The organism is Peribacillus sp. (assembly GCF_059453735.1).
In genome coordinates, this window is record NZ_JAZVJO010000489.1 from 26,743 (window position 1) to 51,835 (window position 25,093).

Annotated in this window: 22 protein-coding genes and 1 pseudogene; 4 read left to right on the forward strand and 19 right to left on the reverse strand. The window is 38.4% G+C overall.

Annotated features, from left to right (window positions below; all coding sequences use genetic code 11):
* Positions 1-109 precede the first annotated feature (109 nt).
* From AC52RT_RS16115 to sppA, 10 genes and pseudogenes are all read right to left on the reverse strand, one after another.
* Positions 110-619, reverse strand: a complete 510-nt coding sequence (locus tag AC52RT_RS16115) for a MogA/MoaB family molybdenum cofactor biosynthesis protein (RefSeq protein WP_495541685.1) — start codon at positions 617-619, stop codon at positions 110-112.
* Positions 610-1,458: an EcsC family protein gene (locus AC52RT_RS16120; protein ID WP_495541686.1), complete on the reverse strand. Its 849-nt coding sequence runs from the start codon at positions 1,456-1,458 to the stop codon at positions 610-612. The genes AC52RT_RS16115 and AC52RT_RS16120 overlap by 10 nt, the downstream gene beginning before the upstream one ends.
* A 330-nt stretch (positions 1,459-1,788) precedes the next feature.
* Positions 1,789-2,703 carry a hypothetical protein gene (locus AC52RT_RS16125; protein WP_495541687.1) on the reverse strand — a complete coding sequence of 305 codons (915 nt, stop codon included), beginning with the start codon at positions 2,701-2,703 and terminating at the stop codon, positions 1,789-1,791.
* Between the two features lie 381 nt (positions 2,704-3,084).
* A complete protein-coding gene (locus AC52RT_RS16130) occupies positions 3,085-4,287 on the reverse strand; it encodes an acetate kinase (protein ID WP_495541688.1) in 1,203 nt (400 codons plus the stop codon).
* A gap of 230 nt (positions 4,288-4,517) precedes the next feature.
* Complete coding sequence (locus AC52RT_RS16135) at positions 4,518-5,504, reverse strand: class I SAM-dependent methyltransferase (RefSeq protein ID WP_495541689.1); 987 nt, start codon at positions 5,502-5,504, stop codon at positions 4,518-4,520.
* Between the two features lie 130 nt (positions 5,505-5,634).
* Entirely contained in the window at positions 5,635-6,135 is a 501-nt protein-coding gene (gene tpx, locus AC52RT_RS16140) for a thiol peroxidase (protein WP_495541690.1), read from the reverse strand.
* A gap of 255 nt (positions 6,136-6,390) precedes the next feature.
* Positions 6,391-6,831: pseudogene (gene ytfJ, locus AC52RT_RS16145) on the reverse strand (GerW family sporulation protein); the annotation flags it as partial.
* Between the two features lie 16 nt (positions 6,832-6,847).
* The gene (locus AC52RT_RS16150) at positions 6,848-7,525 is read right to left on the reverse strand and encodes a DUF2953 domain-containing protein (RefSeq protein WP_495541691.1); all 678 of its coding nucleotides are present in this window, start codon (positions 7,523-7,525) and stop codon (positions 6,848-6,850) included.
* Positions 7,526-7,610: 85 nt separating this feature from the next.
* The gene (locus AC52RT_RS16155; RefSeq protein ID WP_495541692.1) at positions 7,611-8,147 is read right to left on the reverse strand and encodes an RDD family protein; all 537 of its coding nucleotides are present in this window, start codon (positions 8,145-8,147) and stop codon (positions 7,611-7,613) included.
* A gap of 13 nt (positions 8,148-8,160) precedes the next feature.
* Positions 8,161-9,162, reverse strand: coding sequence for a signal peptide peptidase SppA (gene sppA / locus AC52RT_RS16160; protein WP_495541693.1), 1,002 nt, complete (start codon positions 9,160-9,162; stop codon positions 8,161-8,163).
* A gap of 155 nt (positions 9,163-9,317) precedes the next feature.
* Here sppA and AC52RT_RS16165 point away from each other — a divergent pair, with 155 nt between their 5' ends.
* Positions 9,318-10,112, forward strand: coding sequence for an NAD kinase (locus AC52RT_RS16165; protein WP_495541694.1), 795 nt, complete (start codon positions 9,318-9,320; stop codon positions 10,110-10,112).
* Between the two features lie 36 nt (positions 10,113-10,148).
* Here AC52RT_RS16165 and rarD read toward each other — a convergent pair whose 3' ends face one another.
* From rarD to ezrA, 7 genes are all read right to left on the reverse strand, one after another.
* Positions 10,149-11,072 carry an EamA family transporter RarD gene (rarD, locus tag AC52RT_RS16170; protein ID WP_495541695.1) on the reverse strand — a complete coding sequence of 308 codons (924 nt, stop codon included), beginning with the start codon at positions 11,070-11,072 and terminating at the stop codon, positions 10,149-10,151.
* A 22-nt stretch (positions 11,073-11,094) separates the two neighbouring features.
* Entirely contained in the window at positions 11,095-12,708 is a 1,614-nt protein-coding gene (locus AC52RT_RS16175; protein ID WP_495541696.1) for an amidohydrolase, read from the reverse strand.
* 142 nt (positions 12,709-12,850) lie between these two features.
* Positions 12,851-14,434 (reverse strand): acyl-CoA synthetase MbcS, encoded by a 1,584-nt coding sequence (gene mbcS, locus AC52RT_RS16180; protein ID WP_495541697.1) that lies wholly within the window; start codon positions 14,432-14,434, stop codon positions 12,851-12,853.
* 155 nt (positions 14,435-14,589) lie between these two features.
* Positions 14,590-14,793: an alpha/beta-type small acid-soluble spore protein gene (locus AC52RT_RS16185; RefSeq protein WP_495541698.1), complete on the reverse strand. Its 204-nt coding sequence runs from the start codon at positions 14,791-14,793 to the stop codon at positions 14,590-14,592.
* Between the two features lie 100 nt (positions 14,794-14,893).
* Positions 14,894-16,108, reverse strand: a complete 1,215-nt coding sequence (gene thiI / locus AC52RT_RS16190; protein WP_495541699.1) for a tRNA uracil 4-sulfurtransferase ThiI — start codon at positions 16,106-16,108, stop codon at positions 14,894-14,896.
* Between the two features lie 4 nt (positions 16,109-16,112).
* Positions 16,113-17,249, reverse strand: a complete 1,137-nt coding sequence (locus AC52RT_RS16195; protein WP_495541700.1) for a cysteine desulfurase family protein — start codon at positions 17,247-17,249, stop codon at positions 16,113-16,115.
* A gap of 160 nt (positions 17,250-17,409) precedes the next feature.
* Positions 17,410-19,104, reverse strand: a complete 1,695-nt coding sequence (ezrA, locus tag AC52RT_RS16200) for a septation ring formation regulator EzrA (protein ID WP_495541701.1) — start codon at positions 19,102-19,104, stop codon at positions 17,410-17,412.
* A gap of 167 nt (positions 19,105-19,271) precedes the next feature.
* Here ezrA and hisJ point away from each other — a divergent pair, with 167 nt between their 5' ends.
* Positions 19,272-20,069 (forward strand): histidinol-phosphatase HisJ, encoded by a 798-nt coding sequence (gene hisJ, locus AC52RT_RS16205; RefSeq protein WP_495541702.1) that lies wholly within the window; start codon positions 19,272-19,274, stop codon positions 20,067-20,069.
* A gap of 11 nt (positions 20,070-20,080) precedes the next feature.
* Here the strand turns inward: hisJ and refZ are convergent, their stop codons facing one another.
* Positions 20,081-20,719 carry a forespore capture DNA-binding protein RefZ gene (gene refZ / locus AC52RT_RS16210; protein WP_495541703.1) on the reverse strand — a complete coding sequence of 213 codons (639 nt, stop codon included), beginning with the start codon at positions 20,717-20,719 and terminating at the stop codon, positions 20,081-20,083.
* 153 nt (positions 20,720-20,872) lie between these two features.
* On the opposite strand from refZ, the gene AC52RT_RS16215 reads away from it, so the two are divergent.
* Positions 20,873-21,352, forward strand: coding sequence for a GAF domain-containing protein (locus AC52RT_RS16215; RefSeq protein ID WP_495541704.1), 480 nt, complete (start codon positions 20,873-20,875; stop codon positions 21,350-21,352).
* 43 nt (positions 21,353-21,395) lie between these two features.
* Here the strand turns inward: AC52RT_RS16215 and AC52RT_RS16220 are convergent, their stop codons facing one another.
* Positions 21,396-23,282 carry a sensor domain-containing diguanylate cyclase gene (locus AC52RT_RS16220; protein WP_495541705.1) on the reverse strand — a complete coding sequence of 629 codons (1,887 nt, stop codon included), beginning with the start codon at positions 23,280-23,282 and terminating at the stop codon, positions 21,396-21,398.
* Positions 23,283-23,803: 521 nt separating this feature from the next.
* On the opposite strand from AC52RT_RS16220, the gene rpsD reads away from it, so the two are divergent.
* Entirely contained in the window at positions 23,804-24,406 is a 603-nt protein-coding gene (gene rpsD / locus AC52RT_RS16225) for a 30S ribosomal protein S4 (protein WP_495541706.1), read from the forward strand.
* Positions 24,407-25,093: the final 687 nt, after the last annotated feature.

Consider the following 25,093-nt stretch of genomic DNA (forward strand, 5'->3'; position numbering starts at 1 on the left):
TGTAATGGTAGCATAATTTATCACCCTAAACCTTCTAATTATCTGAAAATATGTTTTTTTGTAAACGGATCCAACCAACAATAAAAACAGGGCAGCCTATGGCTGCACCTTATAAATCCTTTTTTAATTCTTTGACAATATGACTTATCTCTGGAAGGATAAGTTTTTCCATAGCAAGCTTCACTGCTCCTGATGAGCCGGGAGTAGCAAAGATCGCTTTATTATTCGCCGTACCAGCAGTTGCTCGTGAAAGGATTGCAGCAGAGCCAATGTCTTCTTGGTAGCTCAGCATTCGAAATAGCTCACCAAAGCCTGGGATTTCCTTATCAAACAGCTTATTCACTGTTTCAATCGTTACATCCCTTTTTGCAATCCCTGTCCCACCGTTTAAGAGAACCACGTCTACCTCAGTTTGATTAAGCCCTGCTTGAATAGCAGTGGTGATTTCTTCTTGATTATCTTTAACAATCTGATAAGCCGTTACCTGATGACCATAGTCATGGATTAACGTATTCATTAACTTACCGCTCTTATCTGTTTCTTCATTTCGTGTATCACTTACGGTTATAATTTTGCAGCGTACGGATACAGCTGTATCCTTATGCTCTTTCAAGCCCATTCCTGATCATCCCGCTTTTCATTCAAATATCGATATTGATAGTATTTCTGAGCAAACTCACTTACCCGTCTTGTCATCTGATAATTCGTACCAGCACCTATCGCCATAGAAATCATCGGAATCCCTTGAATGATTCGTTTACGGAATAATACAATCATCATCGCTTTTAATAGCTGTTTAAATGGCTGCTCCATCCAGGAAAGATTCGTTAATTCTTCAGCTCCCTCGTAAAAATAAGGATCTTCCATATTCTTTGTTTCACGAATTAACCCTTCCCAGGCTGCTCCTTGAAGCCGCTTTGGCATCGTTCCAATATGAAATACTTTAAGAGCCATCATCATCTCAAACGGTGTATTCACTTCATATCCGTAACTCATGGCTGTTAACTGAACAACACGTACATTAATAACCGTCATAGCAGGAATATCTCCCCCAAGCAGCAGAACTCCTCCTGAACCACTTGCTCCACCCTGAACAAATGAGTAAAGTCGATGCCTGGCAATTTGTTGATCAGCTATGTATGTCAATTGATCAATTGTCAGCTTTTTATTATCTTCAATGGTCGTTATATCTTGATTAAATACCCGAGCAGCACCAAGAATTCGATCTCGCGCATCAATTTGATTCTGTGAACTTTGGACCATAGCATGTAAATGAAACAGCCACGTATCCAGCTTTGAAAAAAATTGTTCCTGGACATTTTCTGGGAGCAAGGAAAAACTTTGTTCAAGCCATTTATCATAAAGCGCAGTAAAATCTGTCGGTCCATATTGAAGAAGCTTATCCTCCCATTCACTTATCTCATTCCAAACCTGTATCTCACGATTAGTTAATGTCATTTTCCCGCCTCCAATTTGGATTATTCTCCCTGTATTATAACATAGGGCCTGCGTGTTCTTAAAATGATAGAGCAGACACTGCGTTGTACGAAAGATGGTGAATTATCCCCAGAATATGTCGGATTGTGTAAGTCAAGCTAGGACACGAGGGATGTAATCATCCAGAGTCGAATCTATATTACAAGTCCGCTAAAATATGAAATTGGTTTTACAGAGTTACCCAAACAGGTATTACTGATTGCAAAAAACAGTCACCTATTTAAGGTAACTGTTGAATTATTGATTGAGCCTATCTATAGAGGTAACAAAGGGGAAAAGTTCCCTCGTCCCTTATTTTAATCCAAATTGATTTTTATAAGTTAGTTTGTTGTCTTCAAAGTAGAAATCGACATAACGGAAATCATAAGTAACATCATTTTCATAATTCCATTCATAAGATCTATCTGTATGAATTATTTCACCTATTTCTTCGAAGTCATCGTTGTACACAGTCTCATTCCAAGAGGAATCGTAACTCAATGTCATTTTTTCGCCGGTAATCGCCACTACTTGCTTATACGTCATGCCTATTTCAATCTTTTTATACTCTTTTAGAGTAATGGTAATTGGTTGCGGTGTATAGAAGTATCCTCTAGCCTTTTTGGTGTACTTTGTCCAAACAGAAGAAGTGTATTTCTTCACATACTTAGTAGGAATATACACGGTCGCAGTTTTAGTTTTCTTGACCCATTTACCATTTGTTTTTACATAAGTCGTGTAGTTGAATGAATCTTTGTACCAAGAGGTGTTGTGCTTTTTCACGGCATTTTTCGCAGGAACTTTTACGTTAACTAATTTTCCTTTATAATTTCGTGCCGTTAACTTAGATTTTGTGCTTGCTCTCGTGTAAGCCTGTGTGCTTGTTGAGGTCTTGTAAGTTACCTTCTTAACTTTGTCATAATCTACAAATGATACGGTACTATAAGAAAAAGTGTTATTGTATTTTTTCAAGCTAACTTTAGCCGTTGTTTTTGCACGTATCGTTTTGCCTTTAGAATCTTGCACCATACGATAGTTGTCGTCTATTGAATCACTCCTCAAGAAGTTCGATCCTGCTGGCTTTGTTGATGCACTAGCTTCTGATTTTGTTACTCCAATCCCTGCTACTAATCCCAATGATAATACTCCTGCTGTTACTATCTTTACTAACTTTTTAATAATCTGTTTCTCCCCCAATGTCTCATTTCCATTACTTACGTTACTCATCATTAATCACTCCAGTAATTTGTAAGGTATAGCTGCCATGATGCCTATCGAAATTCTTGCATGTATGTATACTCCTGCTTGAATCGATTGTCCAAATTTGGAAGTATGACTATTCAGGAACTTGGCTCGCAAAACCCTACTATATTATAACGAATATTTTTACTGAACTATAATTATTCTAATATACTGTTTTTTAATATATAACCATCTTATAAATATATTGAGGTGTTGTAGATTCACCTTTCACTTTTTTCACGCCGATTATCGTCACATGAAAAGTTAGTCCTATCAGTGATTTCCTTTTTAATTGAGCTAAAAAAACAACCTTATCTCTTGTGTAAGTAAACACAATAAAAGGTTGTTTATCATATTTATGAGAAATCAATAAACCTTGGAGCCGCTAGTTAAACGGATTACGTCTCTCGCAATCATCACTTCTTCATTAGTTGGGATGACGATGACTTTTACTGGAGAATGCGGATAGTTTACGAAAGCTTCTTCTCCACGTACACGATTTAGTGCAGGGTCCCAGTATACGCCCATAAATTCAAGACCTTTGAGAACTGAAGCCCTGACGGTTGTACTATTTTCACCGATTCCTGCTGTGAAGATAATTGCATCCACCCCGCTCATTCTTGCCGCATAGGATCCAATATATTTATGAATATGACTGGCAAACACCTCAAGGGCTAATTTTGCCCGTTCATTTCCTTTATCCGCTTCTATTTCAATATCACGAAGGTCGCTTGAGAAACCAGAGAGGGGCAGCATACCGCTTTGTTTATTCAATATTTGGAGCACTTCTTCTACATTCTTACCTGTTTTCTCCATGATATAAGGAATTAACGCTGGATCAATATCCCCAGAACGTGTGCCCATTGTAACTCCTGCGAGCGGGGTAAAGCCCATTGAAGTATCGATGGATTTTCCACCTTCAATAGCCGCGATACTTGCTCCATTTCCTAAATGACAGGAAATAATCCGCAATTGATCAATGGGTCTTCCAAGCATAACAGACGCCCGTTGTGATACATATTTGTGGGAGGTGCCATGAAATCCATATTTTCTAATCCGATAATTTTGATAATATTCATAAGGTAAACTATACATATAAGAATTATTTGGCATGGTTTGATGAAAGGCCGTATCAAAAACAGCAACCGAGGGAACGTCACCAAGAATTTGTCTAAAGGCGTGAATACCTGTAAGATTTGCAGGATTATGCAGAGGTGCTAAATCAGATAGATTTTCAATTTTTTTAATGATCTCACTCGTAAGGATTACTGAATCGCTGAACTCTTCGCCGCCATGGACAACTCGATGGCCAACGCCATCAATTTCTTTATATGAATTGATAATCTCAAATTCTATCAGTTTTTCGAGCAACAAGGAGACTGCAATGTCATGGTTAGGGATATCTTTTGTTTCGGTAACTTTCTCACCATTCACCGAAATCGTAAAAATAGACTCCTTCAAGCCAATTCTTTCAACAAGTCCTTTTGTAATCACATTTTCACTAGGCATGTCAAAAAGCTGGAATTTCAAAGAGGAACTGCCTGCATTAATCGCTAGTATTTTAGACATGTTTCTGCCCCATTTCCCTATTATCACGTCAATCTTTATTGTTAGTAAATCACTTATCAACTAATAACTACCATCTCCATTCATTTAAACATTCTCTGACCAAGCTTTCAACAATTAGCCTCAGGTAGATTGAGTGACAACGTTCAAATTACATAGTTTCGACACAATTCTACAATTTCATTGCCCAAAAAAAAAGCTGATACCCGTTAAGAGTACCAACTTCTTGACCATTATTTATCTACTTTAACCCATTCATCAATCTTATTAAGAATGTTTTGGGTTGCAGCCGCATCTGACAGTTTCGGCAGTGTGACTAATAATGCTTTTTTGGGAGGATTAATTCCCTCTTTTTTCTTTTGTAAAATCAGGATACTTTTGGCAGCTGACTCGTTTTTAAACATAGACAATGGAAGCTGAACCATCCCTTGAATATGTGTTTGATCGGTCAAATATTTATTTAACTTAGGTGCCTCAGCAGAGACAAACAGCTCATTGGGGATAATTAAAAATAAATACCCGCCTTCCTTCAAGTGATTAATTCCTTGTTCAATAAATAAATGATGTGAATAGGAATGCCCTTGATCGGCTTTCAGCTCGTAGTCAGAAGCACGTACATCGTTCGGATAATAGCCGACTGGCAGATCGCTGACGACAAGATCAACTGGATCAATAAATAAAGGTTCTAAACTGTCCTGATTGTATAATTGAATGGGGTGCTCTTGAAGATTTGCCCCTGCGTAAGCTAATTTTATTAAGGTTTCATCTACATCAATGCCAAAAGAGGAGATTTCTTTTTCAGGCAATTGGTTCAGGATGGTGAACAGCAAATTCCCTGTACCGACGGCAGGTTCAAGCAGCGTCATTTCTTTTTTTTCAGCTGTAAATTTATTAATTAAATAGCTGACAAACATACCTACAGCATCAGGTGTCATTTGGTGATTGGGCTGAACGTTTTCTTTCATGCCTTTAAGAATCGCAAGCTGGTACGCTTTACGAAGATCTTCCTTCGAAAACGTATCGGTTCTAAATGATGCATAAATTTTCATTAAGCGTTTTTTTGCTAGTTCGCTTATCTCTTCCTGAACCACTGATCCATGAAAGAAGTTTTCACCTGTTTCACCAAGTGCATCTAAATAAGTACACGAAAGGTCTTCTTGCAGAATTTGAGCGGTTTCATCAAATTTATGGAATAACTCTTCAATTGGGGCAAAATTCACTTCATAATTCCTCCTGTTTGTTTCTTTTACTTATTCTAAATCTCTTATGACGGGGACACAAGTGAGAAGATTACATATTAGGAAAGAAAAAGAAAACCGGTTACATGAAATAACCGGCCCTCTTTATCTATTACTTAGCTGAACGTGCAGCATCTAATGCGGATTCATAATCTGGATGATTGGATCCTTCACCGACATACTCTACATAGGTAACTCGATCGTTACGATCGATTACAAATACAGAACGAGCTAAAAGGCGTAGTTCTTCCATAATGACACCATATGCTTGACCAAAGGACAAATCACGATGATCGGATAAAACTTGAACATTTTCTAGTCCCGCAGCCGCGCACCAACGTCGTTGAGCAAAAGGGAGATCCACACTTATGGTTAATACCATTACACCCTCAAGCTTTGCTGCTTCTTCATTAAAGCGTCTAGTTTGTTTCTCACAAACTCCTGTATCAATGGAAGGAATAACGCTGATAATACGAACAGATCCCTTAGAATCGTTCAACGTCACCTCCGAAAGATCATTAGCAAGTACCGTAAAGTTTTTCGCTTGATCTCCGACTTTGACTTCTGATCCCAGGATTGTCACGGGATTGTGTTTAAACGTAACCTGTGTCAAAAAAACGCCTCCTTTAATTCAATATGTACAGTGCTAATGATAGGTGGTTCGTATTCATAATGCAACGAATACACGTTAACATACTTTCAAAAGGCTATTCCCACTTGGAAATAGCCTTTTAAAAGTATGTTAGAAATTATCAAACGTTTCCTTCTTCTCGTTTCTTTGGCTGCTATCTTGTTCTTGGTTTTGTTCTTGGTTTCTGTTTTTTTCTGGGTTTCTGTCTTGTTTTTGGTTTCTATCTTGGCCTTGTTCATGTTTTTGATTGTTATCTTGACTCCTTGTCTGATTTTGGTTCTTATTATTCTCCTTGCTCGCTGCAAGGATGGATTGGATTTTTTCGACGACGGCTGGAGCCATATCTAATATTTTATCGACTAAATGAGTCCCTTCATCAAGATGAAGCATTTTCACACCTTTTGAGCCTACAATGAGAAAAGCGATAGGGGTTATTGACACCCCGCCCCCGGTACCACCGCCAAATGGTAAAGTTTCCTGTCCTTGTTGGGAATGTCCTTGATCGATAACAAATTCGCTGCCGCCTGCTGCAAAGCCGAACCCTACTTTTGATACTGTTAATATAACACTGCCATCTGGCGTCTCAACAGGATCACCAATAATTGTGTTTACATCCACCATTTCTTTTAAATTTTCCATTGCTGCTGACATTAGGCCAGTAATCGGATGGTCCGACATATCATTTGCCTCCACTCTAAAAATTCTGCTTTACTCTTGATTGTTTAGTTTTGTTGAACTTCAGTCTACCGCCTTTCCAATGGCGGAATAACTTAATTCCTGCCCAGGTAGCATCCCCGAGTTTCAAAGAAAATATGCAAGATATGGACGTAGAGGCAGCTGATTTTTGAAAGTCCGGAGTAATCGTAATAGCAGGCATAACATTAAAATGTAAATAAGTTGTTAACACGCCAATAATCGAACTCTTCAATGCCCACGCACTGCCTGTCAACATTCCAGTATGTGCAGCATTACCACTTCCGATTACACTATGCCAAATGAATGTATGAACATAGACCTTTTTCAGCAGTTTTCGAATAATTATATGTAAACCAACCACGTGCTGTAAAAGCTGCTTAACCTCTTCGATTTTTTGCAGGATATCACTTGCCGTCACTTCTTCCGCTTGAGGTTCCTCGTCCTCTATATCGATTCCTTTCTTTTGTGTAAAAGAAAGGATTGCTTTATCTTCCGCCAAGTCAATGAATGGAACATCAATCGTATAATGCAGCAGTCCAAACCAAGCTCTAAATTTCACAGTAAGTTGATCATCTTTCCCTGCATGACGATAGTGAAGATCTATTTTAATAGTAGTAAACATAAGCAGAATCAATAAAAACACGAGTATGATTATAATGACAAGCATCCAGTTCATCAGGACACACCCTTTCAACTCATCATTATTAGCACTGTGAAAAAAAAATAAACCTGCAGACCCTTTTGGTCTGCAGGTTACTTACTTATCTTCTTGTCATAACTACGGTTGTGTCAGCAAAAATATCATGTAATCCTTGTTTCTTTGGCAAAATTCCCACCAATAAATAACCAATAGACGTGAACTTTGAAATAAATCGTCCAATAAATTCTCGGAATATCAACGTTCCCCAAGTAAGCTTCTCATCTTTCAAACTAATAACCTGAAGTCCAAATATCATTTTACCCAGCGTTTGTCCAAAATACCTGGTCATCAAGACAAAGTATACATAAAAGATTGTGGCTTCTAAGATTGTTGCTGGTGAAAAAAAACTATAATCGACATATCCCCCGCCAAAGGCCTTAAAAACAGATGAAACAAATATCCGGGTTAGGCTGCCAATGATAATTAAATCAGCAAGATACGCCCAAAATCTCATCCAAAAACCGGCATAATGAATTTCTGCGGTCAAATTTATTGAATCGATTGGTAATGGTTCTGTACCCGCTACTTCAGATTGGTTGGTTTCTTTCGGCTCAATTTCTACAGTATTCTCATTATCCTGATTTTGTCGTTCATCCATGAATTCAACCCCCTTACTGTGCATATAGGTACATAAGTCGAGGTGAATTAGAGTGTGAAAGCAACTTAAGAATGCCAGCTGTTTCAACATCTTTCCCCATGACTTTTTGTGCTGTCATACTGAATAAAGAACCAAATCCTGTATCTTCCGTATAACGGATTGCTGATGCATCAATGTTAAGATCTTTCTTCATGGCAGCTATAACATCTTCCTCATAACCAAATTCATCAATCAGATGGTTTTCTTTTGCTTGCCGGCCGTCATACACCCGGCCATCCGCAATTTTACGCACTTCTTCTTTTGACATTCCACGACCATCCGCAATAATTTTCACGAACTGGCTATATGAATTGTCAATCATATCTTGAAGGATAACCCGCTCTTCCTCTGTCATCTCACGAGTTGCGCTCATAATATCCTTGTATTCGCCGCTCTTAATCGTCACCGTTTCCACACCATATTTCTTGGCTAACTTTTCATAGTTAATACTTTGCATAATCACACCAAGTGACCCCGTCATCGTTTCAGGAGTCGCGAAAATTTTATCGGCTGGCGCTGAGATATAATATCCTCCAGATGCGGCCATAGAACCCATAGACACGTAAACAGGTTTTTTCGTCTTTTTAATATCTTGAATTTTATCGTGAATCTCAGCACTCTCTACCACTCCGCCGCCTGGTGAGTTAACACGTAAGACGAGACCCTTAATTGAATCATCCTCTGCGACCATTTCAAGCTTATCTAAGAAACTCTGATGATTATACGTCACCGTATCTAGAAGTGAAGTAGAACTGCCTGTATCTTCAATAACTCCTTCAACATCCAGTACAGCGATAACATCTGAACTGCTGCCTTCTTCAACAACCTCTTCCATAAAACCTGTTTCACTGACAAATAAATCTTCAACAGCTCCGCTAAAATCAGTAAATGCCAATGTACTAGCCAAACTGATTCCCATTGAAGCGATAAACAAAACTGCTGCGATTCCTAGTGCTGCCCAGCGTTTTCCATTCATATTGAAACCTCCTTGTTAAATATTCACATATATGCCATTATATATATCGATCATCACATGATAAACTAGGATATATTCTACTATTGTAGCAAACTATTTCCATTATGGAAAAGGAATCATTTTTAAAAATTGAGCAAACCTATGGAGGTTTAAACATGACAAATCGGCGCAATATTTATTTTTTTCATCAAAATGATCCTTTACTTATAAAAAAAGTACAACCTCTTTACAAATTGGCTGAAGACTATTCATTTACGATCGTTTCCGATTTCCAGAAAGCAAACATTATCGTCAGTATCGGGAATGACGGAACATTTCTACAAGCCGTCAGAAAGACAGGGTTTCGGGATGATTGTTTATATGCCGGTATAGCACTTGATCAATTAAATATGTACTGTGATTTTCTTTTGGAAGATACCACCAAAATGATTACCAGTATGTCCATGGAAAATATTGAAGTTCGCCGTTATCCGACCATTGAAATTAAACTTGATGATCAGCCATCTTTTTATGCCCTTAATGAACTAAGTGTTCGTTCGTCTATTATTAAAACATTCGTGTTAGATGTTTTCATAGATTCTTTACACTTTGAAACATTCCGCGGAGACGGGATGATTATAGCTACACCAACTGGAAGTACAGCTTATAATAAATCTGTAAAAGGGGCTGTTGTTGACCCTACTCTTCCGTGTTTTCAAGTAAGTGAACTTGCTTCGATTAATAACAATACTTACCGTACACTCGACTCCTCATTCATATTAGGGCCTGAACGTACGCTTACTATCCAGTTACCTGAAAGTGATGATTATCCTACCTTTGGTATGGATAACGAAGCACTGAGCATTAAAGATGTGAAGAAAATTCAAGTTACACTAAGCGGAAAAGTGATTAAAACCGTAAAACTAAAAGATAATTCTTTCTGGGAAAAAGTTAAAAGGACATTTTTATAAAGAAATTCTCTTTTATCGGTGAAGAGAAAAACAGGATTAAGCTCCGTACTTAATCCTGTTTTTCTTATTGCGATTATTTAATTTTGATTGAATTGGATGTGAGACTGCGTAGATAAGTAATGCAGACCAGATAAAAATAAATGAAAGAAGATGGATTTTTGTAAACGGTTCATGATACATAAACACTCCGATTAATAACGTCATAGTGGGTGCTATATACTGCAAAATCCCCATCATTGAAAGTGGTACCTTCTGTGCTCCTTTTGCAAAAAACAAAAGCGGCAGTGCGGTAGCAATCCCTCCGCCTATTAGAAAAAGGCTGGTACTTGCTGATTCAAAAAACAATGGTTTTGAGGTAAGTAACAAATAAACCATAAAAATAACCGCCAATGGAGTAACCATCATTGTTTCAAGTGTCAAGCCGATTTCTGCATCTACTTTAATCATTTTCTTCGCAAGACCGTATAACCCAAAGCTGACCGCAAGCGAAAGTGCAACCCATGGTACCTCACCATAATGAATCGTAAGAATAAGCACGCCGATTCCTGCTAAGGTAAACGAAAGAATTTGTGCACGGCTTAGTTTTTCTTTCAGTACCACAACACCTAACAATACACTCACAAGCGGGTTAATATAGTAGCCAAGGCTGGTCTGAAGAATATGACCTGAGTTAACTGCCCAGATAAAGATTCCCCAATTGATACTGACGAGTATTGACGCGGTCATTAAAGCTGCTAGTTTTTTCGGCTGATAGGCTATTTCTTTTACAAATGCAAGGAATCCACGCCATTTATTGATCAACAACAATAAGATTACCATGAAAACAAAAGACCAAAGTACCCGATGTGCAAGAATTTCTCCAGCTGATACATGTTGAACAAATTTCCAATAGATCGGAATGAGTCCCCATATAAAGTAAGAGAGAGCTGCATAAATGATTCCTTCTTTTTGCTGTTTCATTTCAGTTTCCTACACTCCCCCTTCATCCTTCTTTACGATCTTTCTGATAAACAATCTGACCGCCAACTACAGTCATATCAGCTTCAACCCTTAAAAGTTCATCCTCTGAAATCGAAAATAAATTTTCTGTTAAGACAGAGAAGTCTGCCAAGTAGCCTTTTGCAATCTTTCCTCTATTCATTTCTTCTCCGGTCGCATAGGCACTGCCCATTGTATAAAGTGAAACCGCCTCAAACATTGATAATCGTTCATCAGGACTATATACAGTCGTATCTAGTCCAAACGGTTTTCTTCTCGTTACTGCCGCATGAATGCCTAGTAGTGGATTAACCGATTCAATCGGTGCATCTGATCCGCCGGCACAATGAATGCCATAACCGAGAAATGATTTCCAAGCATAGTTATACGAGGAATTCTCAAGTCCTACTTTATCAATGACCCAAGGAAAATCGGAAGGAACAAAACCAGGTTGAATATCAAAGATGACTGGTAGTAATTTGGCTCTTTCAAGCAGATCCTTACGCATAATCTGTGCATGAATGAGACGATCTCTCAACCCTTCAGCCGGCGGATCCACCTCAATGGCATTTAAAACATTTTCAAAGGCTTGATCGCCGATTGTATGTACCGCAATTGGCAGGTTGTATGAACGTGCTTTTCGGACAAGAGCCGTAAGCTCATTTTGCGTATACATTGCAACACCATTGGTTTCAGGATGATCTGCATACGGTCTGCTTAATAAAGCTGTATTACCTCCTAGCGATCCATCTGCAAAAATTTTCATCGCGTCCAGTTTAATAAACGTTCCGCCGTCTCGATAGCTGTATCCGTTAGCTATCATTTCGTCGACCTCTTCGTTATGCACAAGCAGGTTCGCACGCAGCGGCATGGATTTTTTTTCTATGACATTAATAAATGCCTGATAGGTAGACATGAATCCATCGTAATAATGAAGATCTTCTGTATGAACACCCGTTAACCCTTTGCTCCAGCAATCTTCAATAGCCAGTTTGATCGCACTCTCTACATATTCCTGGTCAATACCCGGGATATGTTTCGTGATCATCTGCATGGCTGGTTCCTCTTTAAACAGACCATTCAATCGACCATCTTGATAACGCCCAATCACTCCGCCTGCAGGATGTGCGTCTTTAATTGAATCCCCCGCAGCGTTTAAGCTTTGTGAATTTGCGACTAAGGCGTGCCGGCAGATTCGTTTTAAGATGACCGGATTCTCCGGTGAGACTTCGTCCAGTTCATCTAATAAAATCAGCTCTGTATCATCCCATTCGTTCTCATTCCAACCTTCGGCCACAATCCATTTTCCTGGAGCAGCACCTTCACATTTTTCTCTAACAGCATCTAATACATCTTGTCTGTTGGTCATTGCCGATAAATTGAGACGCATTAACAACTCACCATAGCCTACCAGATGCATATGGCTGTCTATGAGTCCTGGAATCATCATCTGTCCGTTTAAATCATTTTCTCGCTCTATTCTATCTGAATACTCCCTTTTTAATTGAGCTGAGTTTCCCATATCAATAATCAGATCACCTTCGGTATATACCGCCTCGACCCGAACATTTTCCTTTTCCATTGTATAAATAAGGCCATTCGTCCATAATGTTCCCACACCAGCACAATCCTTTCTTTAGACCTATTTTCTGTAAAAAAAGTGTATCACCTTTTCATTCAAAAAGGGGAAAAAAACAGCTTATGAATTCCAATATTTTATCTATAAAAAAAAGACTCCCCGAATGGAGAGCCTTTTGGCTTTAGGATTTCGCGATAGATTTTTCGCGCTCCCTAAGTTCTATCCTGCGGATTTTTCCAGAGGTTGTTTTTGGCAGTTCTTCTACAAATTCAATTTTACGCGGATATTTATAAGGCGCCGTCAATTCCTTTACATGATTCTGAAGCTCCTTCACAAGTGTCGGGGTTTCTGGATCGATGCCATCCTGAAGGACAATATATGCCTTAACTACTTGACCGCGTATTTCATCCGGACTGGAAACGACTGCACATTCCTTTACGAAAGTATGCTTAACAAGTGCATCCTCCACTTCAAATGGTCCAATGGTATAACCAGAACTAATGATGATATCATCGCTGCGGCCATCGAACCAGAAATAGCCTTCCTCATCCATCTTGGCCCGGTCTCCAGTGACATAATAGTCCCCGCGGAATTGCATGGCAGTCCTTTCAGGATCTTTGAAATAGTTCTTAAACAAGGCTGGTGTTTCGATATGTACCGCAATGTCCCCGACAACTCCCTGTTCACAAAGACTCCCATCCTCATTGATAATCTCTACCCTATTTCCTGGAATTGGTTTTCCCATAGAACCTAATTTAATCTCCATCCCTTTTACAACACCGACAAGTAAGGTATTTTCTGTCTGCCCATAGCCGTCCCTCACTATAATGCCAAACTGCTTGTTAAAAATATCAATTACTTCTCTATTCAAAGGTTCTCCAGCAGAAACTGCACTGCGCAGAGCTGGCAGATGATATTCAGACAAGTTATCTATCTTAGCCATCAGGCGGTATTCCGTTGGAGTACAGCACAATGCATTCACCTGATAATCAGCGAGCAGCTGCAAATATTTTTTAGGTTCGAATTTCCCTTGATACACTAGTCCCGTTGATCCCGACCCCAATATAGATAGTAACGGACTCCATATCCATTTCTGCCAGCCAGGTCCCGCCGTTGCCCAAACGATTTCATCTTTCTCTGCTCCAAGCCAATTAGATGCAGCTGCCTTTAAATGAGCATACGCCCATCCATGGGTATGCACTACTCCCTTTGGATTGCCTGTAGTGCCTGATGTATACGATAAAAACGCCATATCTTCGCGAAGCGTGTCTGCCATCGGCAATTCAGCAAGTGCGGTTTTCATCTCTTCCTCTAAATGATTCCAACCTGCAGCCTCAGAACCAACAGAGTATTTAATCAGTTCCTTTGCTTCTTCTATATCATCTAGTTGTGAAGTATATTCATGGTAACTTATAATTCCCTTCACATCACCATGGATTACACGATACCGTAAATCTTTTGTCCTCAACATCTCAGAACTTGGAATGACCACTAATCCAATTTTCAAGGCTGCAATATAGACTTCGTAAGCCTCAATTAAGCGGGGAATGATAATTAATACATGATCTCCCTTTTTCAGACCTGCCTGAAGAAAAACATTTCCAGCTCTATTAACATTTTTAATTAATTCCTTATATGTAATCTCTTTTTTTTCTCCGCTCTCATTTTCCCACTTTAAGGCAATCCGTTCAGCGCGATCAGTATGTTTTTCAATTTCAGAGACAAGGTTATATTCTTTCGGAGCTAATAAATCTTCTCGTTTCATTATTTCCCCTCCAGTTCAAAGTGGTCTTACCACTTTCTATTATACAATGTATTTCCAATTTTTTATATACAGACTATTTTCCTATCAGCAGCTTTCCAAACATAAATAAAGGAAGCGGGTAAAAGTACCCGCTTCCTGCAGCCATATTTATGAAATTATCTTTGTGATCCGCCTAATTGTTGTTCAGCCATTTGTACTAAACGTTTAGTAATTTCTCCACCAACTGATCCGTTAGCGCGAGCTGTTGTTTCTGCACCAAGTTGTACACCAAATTCTGTAGCAATTTCATATTTCATTTGATCTAGAGCTTGTGATACGCCAGGTACTAACAAATTATTTGAGCTGTTGTTGTTCGCCATGTGTTTTTCACCTCCCTTGTGATAATAGAATGTGTTAAAACACATGGCGTCATTCATAAATAAGTTGGTAATTGATACCTTCATCTTTTAGTGAATTGTATTAAAATAAATCTTCGATTGTTTCATCCATATTATTTAGCTTTTCACCACTAATTCGAAGAGTTTCTGTGTCCTGAACCGCCTTTTCAATCATTGGTTCAAAATCCACGAATCCTTCACAATAATTAACCTTTTCTCGTCTTGGCTTTGTTTTCGGACTCGCTGGAGTGAATACTGTACAGCAGTCCTCAAACGGCTGATTGGATATCTCCAGCGTTTCCATTTCACGAGCCATTGCAATAATCTCTGTTTTATCAACTGTAATGAGCGGGCGTAAGATTGGCGTATTTGTCACTTCATTGATTGCAAACATGCTTTCAAGCGTCTGACTGGCCACCTGTCCTAGACTTTCACCGGTTATGATCGCCATACCCTCATTTTTCTCTCTAATCGCATCTGCAATACGAAGCATTAATCGACGCGTACTTGTCATCGTATAATTCTCTGGAATTTGCTTCTGGATCAATACTTGTATATCTGTAAACGGTACAATATGAAGTTTAATGCTGCCGTTCACTTCCGCTAATTTATGAGCTAAATCAATCACTTTTTGCTTAGAACGTTCACTTGTAAATGGCGGACTGTAGAAATGAATACACTCCACTTCAAGGCCCCTCTTCATCGACAGGAACCCGGCAACTGGGCTGTCGATTCCTCCAGAAAGCATCAGCATGGCTTTTCCGCTTGAACCAAATGGAAGACCACCTGCACCTTCAATAATCTCACCAGTTAGATAGACCGCTTCACGTCGTATTTCGATGCGCAGATTAAAGTCAGGATTTTTCACGTCCACTTTTAAGTGACCATCATTATTGATTAAAAGATGACCTCCAATAAGGTGATTCATCTCATTCGTATCATATGGATAGTCCTTATCAGATCTTCTTGTGGTGATCTTAAACGTTTCTGGCCTTTTAGAGAGCTGTTCAAAATAATAAAGAGCTGCTGTCTTTACTTCTTCAATATCTCTTCCAATCTTCAGGGCAGGACTTAAGGATTGAATGCCATAGACTCCTTTAATACGCTGAATGACTTCCAGATGATCTTCTCCATTTAATAGGACATACATTCTGTCTCTGCTTGAAGTCACTTTTGCCTTTTTTAGGTCCTTTATTGCCCACCGGATATGCGATTTCATTTTATCAACAAAGCTTTTTCGATTTCTTTTTTTCGTAGATAATTCTCCATAACGGATAATAATATGATCAAATTCCATTTAGCTACCTCATTACCTTTTGTAGTTTTGCCATTTTCTCAATGACAGCCTGTATAACAGTTTTTGCTTCTTCTAGATTGTTCTCATAAGACGTACTAATCCGAATGACACTTTCCGCACGAGATAAATCATGGAACATGGCTAATACTGTTTCACTAATTGCCTTATTCTTTGATGAACAAGCGCTGGTCGTTGAAGCGAATATCCCTGATTCCTCTAAAGCATGGATAAACACCTCAGACTTAATACCAGGAATTGAAAAATTAACGATATGCGGTGCCCCCAATTCTGGGCTATTTATCTTAACACCGTCGATTTTCTTAAGCTCACTCAACAAATAATCACGAATTCCAGCCATATCGCTAGCTTGTTTCTGTTTACTTAATGTCATACGTAATGCTTTCGCCATAGCAACGAGTCCAGCGACATTTTCTGTTCCACTTCTAAATTTGGATTCTTGGTTTCCTCCAGTAAATAATGGCCTCAATTTTACATGGCTGCGTACATAAAGAATTCCTGTTCCCTTTAATCCATGAAATTTATGACCGGACATAGTACATAAATCGATATGAGATTGGTTAAAATCAAGAGGTACTTTCCCGATTCCTTGGACATGATCAACATGAAACGTAATGTTCGGAAAGTCTGCCAGATAACTGCCAATTTCTTCAATAGGCTGAATGGATCCTATTTCATTATTTACATGCATGATGGATACTAAGATCGTATCCTCTCTTATGGCATGAATTAAGTCTGATAATACTATGCAGCCATCTTTAGTAACTGGCAGGTACGTAACCTCAAATCCTTCTTGTTCAAGAGAACGGCAGGTTTCAAGGACTGATGCATGCTCCATTTCGGTAGTAATAATATGATTGCCATTCTTAGCAGCTGCATGAACGGCCCCTTTTATGGCTAAGTTATTGCCTTCAGTACCTCCAGATGTAAAAACTATCTCCGAAGGCATTGTATTAAGGAGATCAGCAATTTGCTTTCGTGCCTTCTGAAGTAATCGTTCTGAGCTGGCTCCAAGTCCATGGAGAGAAGAAGGATTTCCAAAGTATTCTCCTGCTACTTTAGCAAAGGATTCAATCACTTCAGGATACGGCTTGGTTGTTGCGCTATTATCAAAATAAATCATAGCCTCACCCTCCTGTATTCTATATGAAGCTGCACTAGACAGCTTTTAATTTTTATATTTGCAACTACTAATTTTAACATATTGATGAATAGGAAGAAAGGACTGACTCCAAAAGAAAGGAACCAATGCTTTCCCGCATTGGTTCCTTTCGTTCCATCTATTAAGAAGAGATATGCTCTAAATCTGCATTCATACGTTTTAAGCTTCCCGGTTCCACTTTATCAATGGCGGTTGCTGCCGTATTCAGGGCCTCTTCATACTCATAATCCCTGAATTTCTCCTCAGCCGATCTTAAAGCTTCAGCTACAGAAGGATATTTACTTCGGTAGCGATTTCCATATTGGATAACCTTCTCAGCAAGGTACATCTTTTCAATTAGTGTTTCTGTTTTTTCGAGAAGTTCTCCAACGGATGCTACAGTCTTCTCAAGGAAAATCTGTACGGAGGCCATATCCAAAGGTTTCTCTTCCAGTTTATCTTCCACATCTGCCAAGCTTTCTTTTGCTTCACGCAGATACGCCTTGTAATCTTCCGGTAAACCTGGAATATTGCTTTTTGAAATAATTCGAGCTGTTTCGCTCATCTTCCGTCTTAATTCCTGCAGCGTTTCACGCGCTTCCATTTCATCTTTCCTCAACGCTTGAAGTTTACCAGTGAATATAACTTGTTCATCCTTTAAATGCTGAATTTTATCCGCAATCTCTTGCATTTCTTCTCCAAGAACTGAATTAGAAGAGGCATTTTCAGCGATCTTAAGTGAGAGAAGACGGTAACGTTTCGAAAGCGATTGAATATGTTTTTCAAGCTTTCTCTGTCCTTCTAGCTCATTTTCATTCAAGTGATAACTATGCTGAACAATAACGGTTTCCGCCTTCTGCTTATCATTTTCATATTCAAGAATCTGGATCTGCTCGTTAATTCTCACTTTATTTTCGAGGACGTATTGTCTTGAAAGAACCTCTTTTTCAAGTAAGTCATATAAAACATTTACACTTTCATTGAGGTCTTGAATTCCTTTTGCTACTTCTTCTGTTTCAGCCACATCTATTTGGGCTTTATAATGCTCCAATTCTTGTTCCAGCTGAAAAATTTCCTTATCAAATTGAAGATGTTCAAGGGGATACCCCTGATTTACCATATCTAAATATCCATCTTTAAGTTCGGCTAATTGATTAGGGAGAGCAACTAATCCTTCTGCCATAAGATCCGGAATCATTTCCATTTTATGTTCTACACTTGCCAGCTTGTCCTTAATCAATAAAACGAGCTCCCGAGCATTTAAATAATTTCCGTTTTCAGTTGCCGTTTCATATTGGTGAAGAATACCTGTAACTTCATCCAGCAGAGCTTCTAATCGGTCCGCAGCATTTCCATATGTATGGCGGTGAGCAAGCAGCGATTTCTTTAAATGACGATATTTTTCCTTAATTTCCTCAATTTCGACACGGTTCTTTTCTTCACTGCCAACAAGGTCATCTAATTCTGCGAGAATCTTTTGAATAGTCGCCTCAATTTCTTTTAATTTAACGGAGACCTTCTGCTGCACTTCCTTGGAACGTCTTAACCGAAACTTATCTACATATTCTTCAGCATCAAAAAAGAGTTCTTCTACATCAGGCATATGAACCGTGATTATCGCATCCCATTCACTACGCCATCTCTCGAACATAACCTCTGTTTCTCCGGTCATATTTAACTGTTTTACCTTTGAAAGCTCTTCGAGTACTGGACTGGCCATAATCTCATTTTTCCGTGCTTCCAACCTGTCAATTTCTTTAAAATGCTTCTTCTTAGTAAGATAACTCCATATCACTAAAGCTAAAATAAGTATAATCACACCAAGTATGTATTCCATTATATGCCCCCTGTTCTAAAGCCTCCGTCGTACTATCTACTTTTATATAAAAGTTAAAATGTCTAATTCAATGCTTTTATGATACCATGTTAGCAATAATTTTTGACCAGAAAAATGAATATTTCGCATAAAACTGTATACAAAAATTGTATTTAGGGGGAAATTCCTTGAAAAGTGACAACCATTTACACTCACCTTTTTGCCCACACGGATCAAGTGATCAATTTGAAGCGTACATTCTAAGAGCTCTTGATTTAGGATTAAACCAGATTACGTTTACCGAACATGCCCCTTTACCTTCCGGATTCATTGATCCCACACCTAATCAAGACAGCGGAATGAATCCGGCATTCCTTACTTCTTATTTTCAGGAACTCCAAGCAATCAAGAGGTGCTATTCGCAAAAGATTGAGATTAAAATTGGTTTAGAGGTAGATTTCATCGAAGGTTATGAACAGGAGATAAAACATTTTCTAGATGAAAATGGAAAATATCTAGATGACAGCATATTGTCTGTCCATTTTATCAAGCATGAAAATCAGTGGTATTGTCTTGATTTCAGTGCAGAGATATTTGGCCAGATTGCTAAAACTCTAGGATCCGTTGAAAATGTCTACCGCCTATACTACAGTACGCTTGAGATGTCGATTGCCGCCGACCTTGGCAAATATAAACCAGAACGAATCGGACATATAACACTGGCACAAAAATTTCAAAAACAGTATCCAGTCTCAGAAAACTTCGATCAGCAAATCTATCTTATACTTGAGCAAATAAAACAAAAAGGCTATTCACTCGATTATAATGCAGCCGGACTTTCAAAACCACTATGTCTGGAACCCTACCCTCCAGAACGATTTGCCAAACGGGCATCAGCACTTGGTATTCCATTAGTTTTTGGGTCAGACGCCCATGTAGCAAAAGACGTAGGCCGTGGTTTTGAAAGCCTTCTTCGAGTGAAATAATTTATAGATGCTTAGGACAGTGCCAGTTTCCTTACTGGTTCATTATTAAAAAGCGTCCCATGTAAAAAATGAATAGTATCTTCAATGTATTTTTCAATATAATAACTTTCTTGCGGGAAAATGTGCAGAACTTCTCTTGCATAACGAGCATGTATTATAGGTGCCGAAAGCTGGCCTTTTAATTGAAGCATTGAAATCGGAAACGATCCGTGACGAAACAATTTTTCCTTAAAGCCCTTTTCATACACTACTTGAAAATAATAGTTCTCTTTCATATAGTAAGTTGAAAGAATTTCGCGGTTAAGATTCGAATCCAGAGCTGTTTCTCCATATATAAAACTAGATGCTAAGAAGTTTTTTGCCTGAAAATGCAGAATATCTCGTACTAAATCCATTAAACACTCTTGGGGTCCTTTGTCGTCAAGAACTTGAACATTTCGATCCAGCACGTCTATATAATCTTCAAAGTAGGATGTAAGACAAAACTCTAGCAATCCATTCTTATTTTTGAAATAATAAGCGATATTCGCTGGATTTATTTGGGCTTTTTGTCCTATATCACGTAGTGAAGTAGCATGAAAACCTTTTAGATGAAACAAATAAAGTGCTGCATCAAGAATGGCCTGTTTGGTTTTAGTCTGACGATTCATCTGCGATCCCCCGCTTCCTAAAGAATAGTCTCTCCTTAGTTGTTATTCTTTGACAGAAGCGGGATTCCTGTAAATAGTTCTCGACAACTTATACAGCCCATAAAAAATTTAGGAAGATAGCAGTAGAAATTCAAAGAAGCAGGGTGAATGTTTATGTTTACTGTCGAAACATATAAAGGAAATAATGAAAAAGATTACGAAATGGTTATTAAGCAATTACATGCCCTCATTGAAGATGAGTCAGACCAAATTGCTAATTTAAGCAACGCTTCTGCGCTTCTTAATCAGTTCCTTGCTGATATCAATTGGGTTGGTTTTTATCTCGCCAAAGAAGGAGAACTCGTACTAGGACCCTTCCAAGGCCTTCCAGCCTGTGTACGAATTCCATTTGGAAAAGGTGTTTGTGGAACCTCAGCATCAGAAAGAAAACGGATGCGTGTAGAGGATGTGCATAACTTCCCTGGACATATTGCCTGTGATGCTGCTTCTCGTTCAGAAATTGTTATCCCATTAGTTAAGGATGATAACCTAATTGGTGTTCTTGATATTGACAGTCCTTCTGTCGGTAGATTCACCGAACTGGATGAAACCATGCTAGTGAAATTTTCAGAAGCCTTAATCAACTATCTATAAACCACTGCTGTTCAAAACCCGGGTGCTCGTATCCGGGTTTTTATTAATTCTTACATGTATAAAAGCTTTGATCATTCACAAGTACTTTATTTTTACCGGTATTCTTCGCTTGATAAAGAGCTTCATCAGCTCGTTTAAATAAATCTTTTGCGTTATCAATCGATTCATTAGACCAATAAGAAACCCCGCAGGATATCGTTATTTTTGGTGTTGAAAGATCTCTTACCCTTTCAAGCAGTCTTTGTGCGATCGTAACTCCTGCCGATAAAGAAACCTTTGGCAGATAGATAGCTAATTCTTCCCCGCCCCACCGTGCACCGACATCAGAATCTCGGATATTTGCTTGTATTAACTTGCCGAGTTGAACTAAAACATCATCGCCAATTTGATGTCCATATGTGTCATTTACTTTTTTAAAATCATCAATATCAATTAAGATAAAGGTCCCTTGGTTGTCTGTCTCCATGGATTGATAGATCTTCTCATCCAAATAATTTCGAGAATGCAGGCGAGTTAAATGATCTGTAATGACCATCTTTTCTAATTCTTCACGAAGCATGGAATTGGCCAATGCCAAGCTGGAATGGTGTATGAGTGATTGAAGCAGCTTAAACATCTCAAAGGAAAAATAATAAGGCTCACGATGTAAAACCACTGCAAACCCCTTCAATACATTACTCTCCATAATCGGGACTGCCATCAATGAATGGAATTCCCATTCGTCATCGGATAATTGCAGACTTAAGTCTCCTATAAACAAAGACTCTTTATCTGTATTAATCTTTTCTTTAAGATATTGCACATAACATTCTGAAGCTTCTGTATGGAAAAAATCCGAACTTCCAGTAATTAACCCGGTTTCCCCATCAGGTAACAAAAGGATAAGGCCTGTTTCATCAGCATGAAACGATTTGATAATTTGCTGTTTCAAAAATTCCATTGTTTCACTTAATCTCAAATTAGAATTCAGCTTATGCGATGTTTCATTGATCAACTGTAAATCTGTAATCAACCGTTTTGACTGTTGGTACAATTGAGCATTTTCGAGAGCACTTCCTGCAGTAGCTGCCAGCAGATTAATAAATTCAATTTCATTGTTTGGAAAGGTTACTGTATTCGGAGCTATAACCTGCAGCACCCCATATACCCCCTGCTTCCCTATTAATGGTGCGTATAAGACTACTGTCTCTAATTCCTCTATCTGTTCTTGTTGGATGGTTCCTGTCACATAGGCATTCATCGCCGCTACGTTTTCGCTGTCGTAACCTAGATCCTTTATCGGCAGATTCCCATGATTATCATTGTCATGAGAAATGTGTAAATAATACGAAAAGTTTGGATAGACTTTATGCAGAGTTTCAATGATTTTCTCTAGTACAGCATCCATACTCATTGAAGAATGAAAATGTTCTGTAACTCTGAATAATTCTTTATACCGTTTTTTTTCATTAATTATTTCCAGAAGATTTTGAGCGGTTTCTATAATCTCAACACACTCTTTTACAAGTACTTCACCATCATGTCCTAAATTGGTCAGAGTCCCAGGTACTTTTTCTTTTAAACATAATATACGATTCAGTCTATTTTCGTCCCGAAGCGGTATCATAATGTCAAAGCGATCAAGCTCTGAAAGCGTCTTTTGATGAGTAAAAAAGGATCCATTTCCCGGTTTTTCTTGAATAATTGCAGACTCGATCTTCACCTTAATGACTTCATTCTTAATGGGTAAGGTTGTTGCTTCCGTATAAAAATGTTGTTTTTCTTCATTATAGCTGTATAGTGAGGCCTCATCGATTCCTAGAATGCTTGTCATTTTCAGCAATAATTCTTTAATAAAATCTTCATGTGGAATTTGACCTTTTATACTATCCATATGATTAAAAAAGACTGTTTTCAACTGGTTCAAAACTTGACTCGTTTCATATTTCATCTCTATCATCCCTATTATGCTTATACGATTAAATTGCAAAATTCTCACTATTCATTAGCTGCTAAATACAAGTTATAAGACTAAAGACAGATTGAAACCTGCCATTCACTCGAAAAAAATAATTTGTTTCTCCTCTTACATTATATACTGTAATTACCAAAATTTCTGCATTATTTTCCTTTATTTCGCTAAAATATGTAAATTAATCCATAGTTTATCGGTAAATTTTCATAGTAAAGAAACTATTGCAGGAATTCTCAACTATCGTTTAACACGTAATTCCACCTCTCCAACTTTTATCCTTGACTCCAACGCAAAAAAATTATATACTAGTCTTTGTGTAAAATATTGCAGCCTATGTGAATGCATTTATGCTCTCATTTTATTCCTCTTCCAAGAGGTGTATCACGTAACTCTCTGCTGCTAGGGCGAAGATACATGAAAATAAAATGGTCTTAACTGATTATCACAAACGGTTTTTATTTTACCAAAATAAAAACATTTTTAGGAGGATTCACTATATGTCTCGTTATACTGGACCAAGCTGGAAATTATCCCGTCGTCTTGGAATCTCACTTACAGGTACTGGTAAAGAATTAGAAAAACGCCCTTACGCTCCAGGTCAGCACGGTGCTAACCAACGTAAAAAGGTTTCTGAATACGGAATGCAATTACAAGAAAAACAAAAACTTCGTCACATGTACGGAGTTACAGAACGTCAATTCCGTTCTTTATTTGATAAAGCTGGAAAATTACAAGGTAAACACGGTGAAAACTTCATGGTTCTTCTTGAATCACGTCTTGATAACGTTGTTTATCGTTTAGGCTTAGCGCGTACTCGCCGTCAAGCTCGTCAGCTTGTAAACCACGGTCACATCACTGTGAACGGAAGCCGCGTTGATATTCCTTCATTCAAAGTATTGGTTGGTCAAACAATCGCTGTTCGTGAAAAATCACGTAACTTTGAAATCATCAAAGAGGCAGTTGGGTCTACTAACTTCATTCCTGACTACCTAACTTTTGATGCAGAAAAATTAGAAGGTACTTTCACTCGTTTACCAGAACGTTCTGAGTTGCCTGCTGAAATTAACGAACCACTTATCGTTGAGTACTACTCTCGTTAATAGGTTTGACCCCATCCTCGGATGGGGTTTTTTTTATACTCATAAACTGAATCAATGCGCGTTCAGACTGTAAACAAGCTCGAGGGAAATAGAGCTTGTCTACAGTCTTCTTTTTTAATTGGCCAGTGTTTATGGAATTTGTGAAACCGACAAATTAACCCAGAAAACTTCGTATTCTATTCTTAGGAAAATAAAAATACACAACATCAAACACCATTCAATCAAGTCAGCTCAGCCTCTAATAGAAGGACTGCATTGTTCGGTCATCATTTCAGGGTTACTAGTACTCTCCGTAATAATCTTTGATTCTTCCTTTTCGAACGGATCTGTCCGAAAGGTTTCTTCGTCATTTCCCCTATTTTGGGCTTCTTATCTTGATTTACTCCCTCCTGAATTTGTTTGCTCATGTTTCAATTTAGACATCGGATTAAAATCCAAATTAAATTTAGAAAGATGGTTGATTGGATTGGAAGATGTGAAGACTCCTGCGTGAACAGCGGGATAGGTGAGACCCCACTGGAGCGTAAGCATTGATGCAGCTCACCGCCCGCCCGCGGAAAGCGAGCGCCTGGAAAGGAAATCAACAACCTCATTTTAAAAAACACGCGCACTGATTATCAATCAGTGCGCGTTGTTTTCATCTATTCATTACTTAATGAGAGTGTATTTCTTTTTACCTCGACGAAT

Coding starts and splice junctions, on each gene's coding strand:
- AC52RT_RS16115 (WP_495541685.1), bottom strand. CDS start 619: ATGGGCTTGAAAGAGCATAAGGATACAGCTGTATCCGTACGCTGCAAA.
- AC52RT_RS16120 (WP_495541686.1), bottom strand. CDS start 1,458: ATGACATTAACTAATCGTGAGATACAGGTTTGGAATGAGATAAGTGAA.
- AC52RT_RS16125 (WP_495541687.1), bottom strand. CDS start 2,703: ATGAGTAACGTAAGTAATGGAAATGAGACATTGGGGGAGAAACAGATT.
- AC52RT_RS16130 (WP_495541688.1), bottom strand. CDS start 4,287: ATGTCTAAAATACTAGCGATTAATGCAGGCAGTTCCTCTTTGAAATTC.
- AC52RT_RS16150 (WP_495541691.1), bottom strand. CDS start 7,525: ATGAACTGGATGCTTGTCATTATAATCATACTCGTGTTTTTATTGATT.
- AC52RT_RS16155 (WP_495541692.1), bottom strand. CDS start 8,147: ATGGATGAACGACAAAATCAGGATAATGAGAATACTGTAGAAATTGAG.
- sppA (WP_495541693.1), bottom strand. CDS start 9,162: ATGAATGGAAAACGCTGGGCAGCACTAGGAATCGCAGCAGTTTTGTTT.
- AC52RT_RS16165 (WP_495541694.1), top strand. CDS start 9,318: ATGACAAATCGGCGCAATATTTATTTTTTTCATCAAAATGATCCTTTA.
- rarD (WP_495541695.1), bottom strand. CDS start 11,072: ATGAAACAGCAAAAAGAAGGAATCATTTATGCAGCTCTCTCTTACTTT.
- mbcS (WP_495541697.1), bottom strand. CDS start 14,434: ATGAAACGAGAAGATTTATTAGCTCCGAAAGAATATAACCTTGTCTCT.
- AC52RT_RS16185 (WP_495541698.1), bottom strand. CDS start 14,793: ATGGCGAACAACAACAGCTCAAATAATTTGTTAGTACCTGGCGTATCA.
- thiI (WP_495541699.1), bottom strand. CDS start 16,108: ATGGAATTTGATCATATTATTATCCGTTATGGAGAATTATCTACGAAA.
- AC52RT_RS16195 (WP_495541700.1), bottom strand. CDS start 17,249: ATGATTTATTTTGATAATAGCGCAACAACCAAGCCGTATCCTGAAGTG.
- ezrA (WP_495541701.1), bottom strand. CDS start 19,104: ATGGAATACATACTTGGTGTGATTATACTTATTTTAGCTTTAGTGATA.
- refZ (WP_495541703.1), bottom strand. CDS start 20,719: ATGAATCGTCAGACTAAAACCAAACAGGCCATTCTTGATGCAGCACTT.
- AC52RT_RS16215 (WP_495541704.1), top strand. CDS start 20,873: ATGTTTACTGTCGAAACATATAAAGGAAATAATGAAAAAGATTACGAA.
- AC52RT_RS16220 (WP_495541705.1), bottom strand. CDS start 23,282: ATGAAATATGAAACGAGTCAAGTTTTGAACCAGTTGAAAACAGTCTTT.
- rpsD (WP_495541706.1), top strand. CDS start 23,804: ATGTCTCGTTATACTGGACCAAGCTGGAAATTATCCCGTCGTCTTGGA.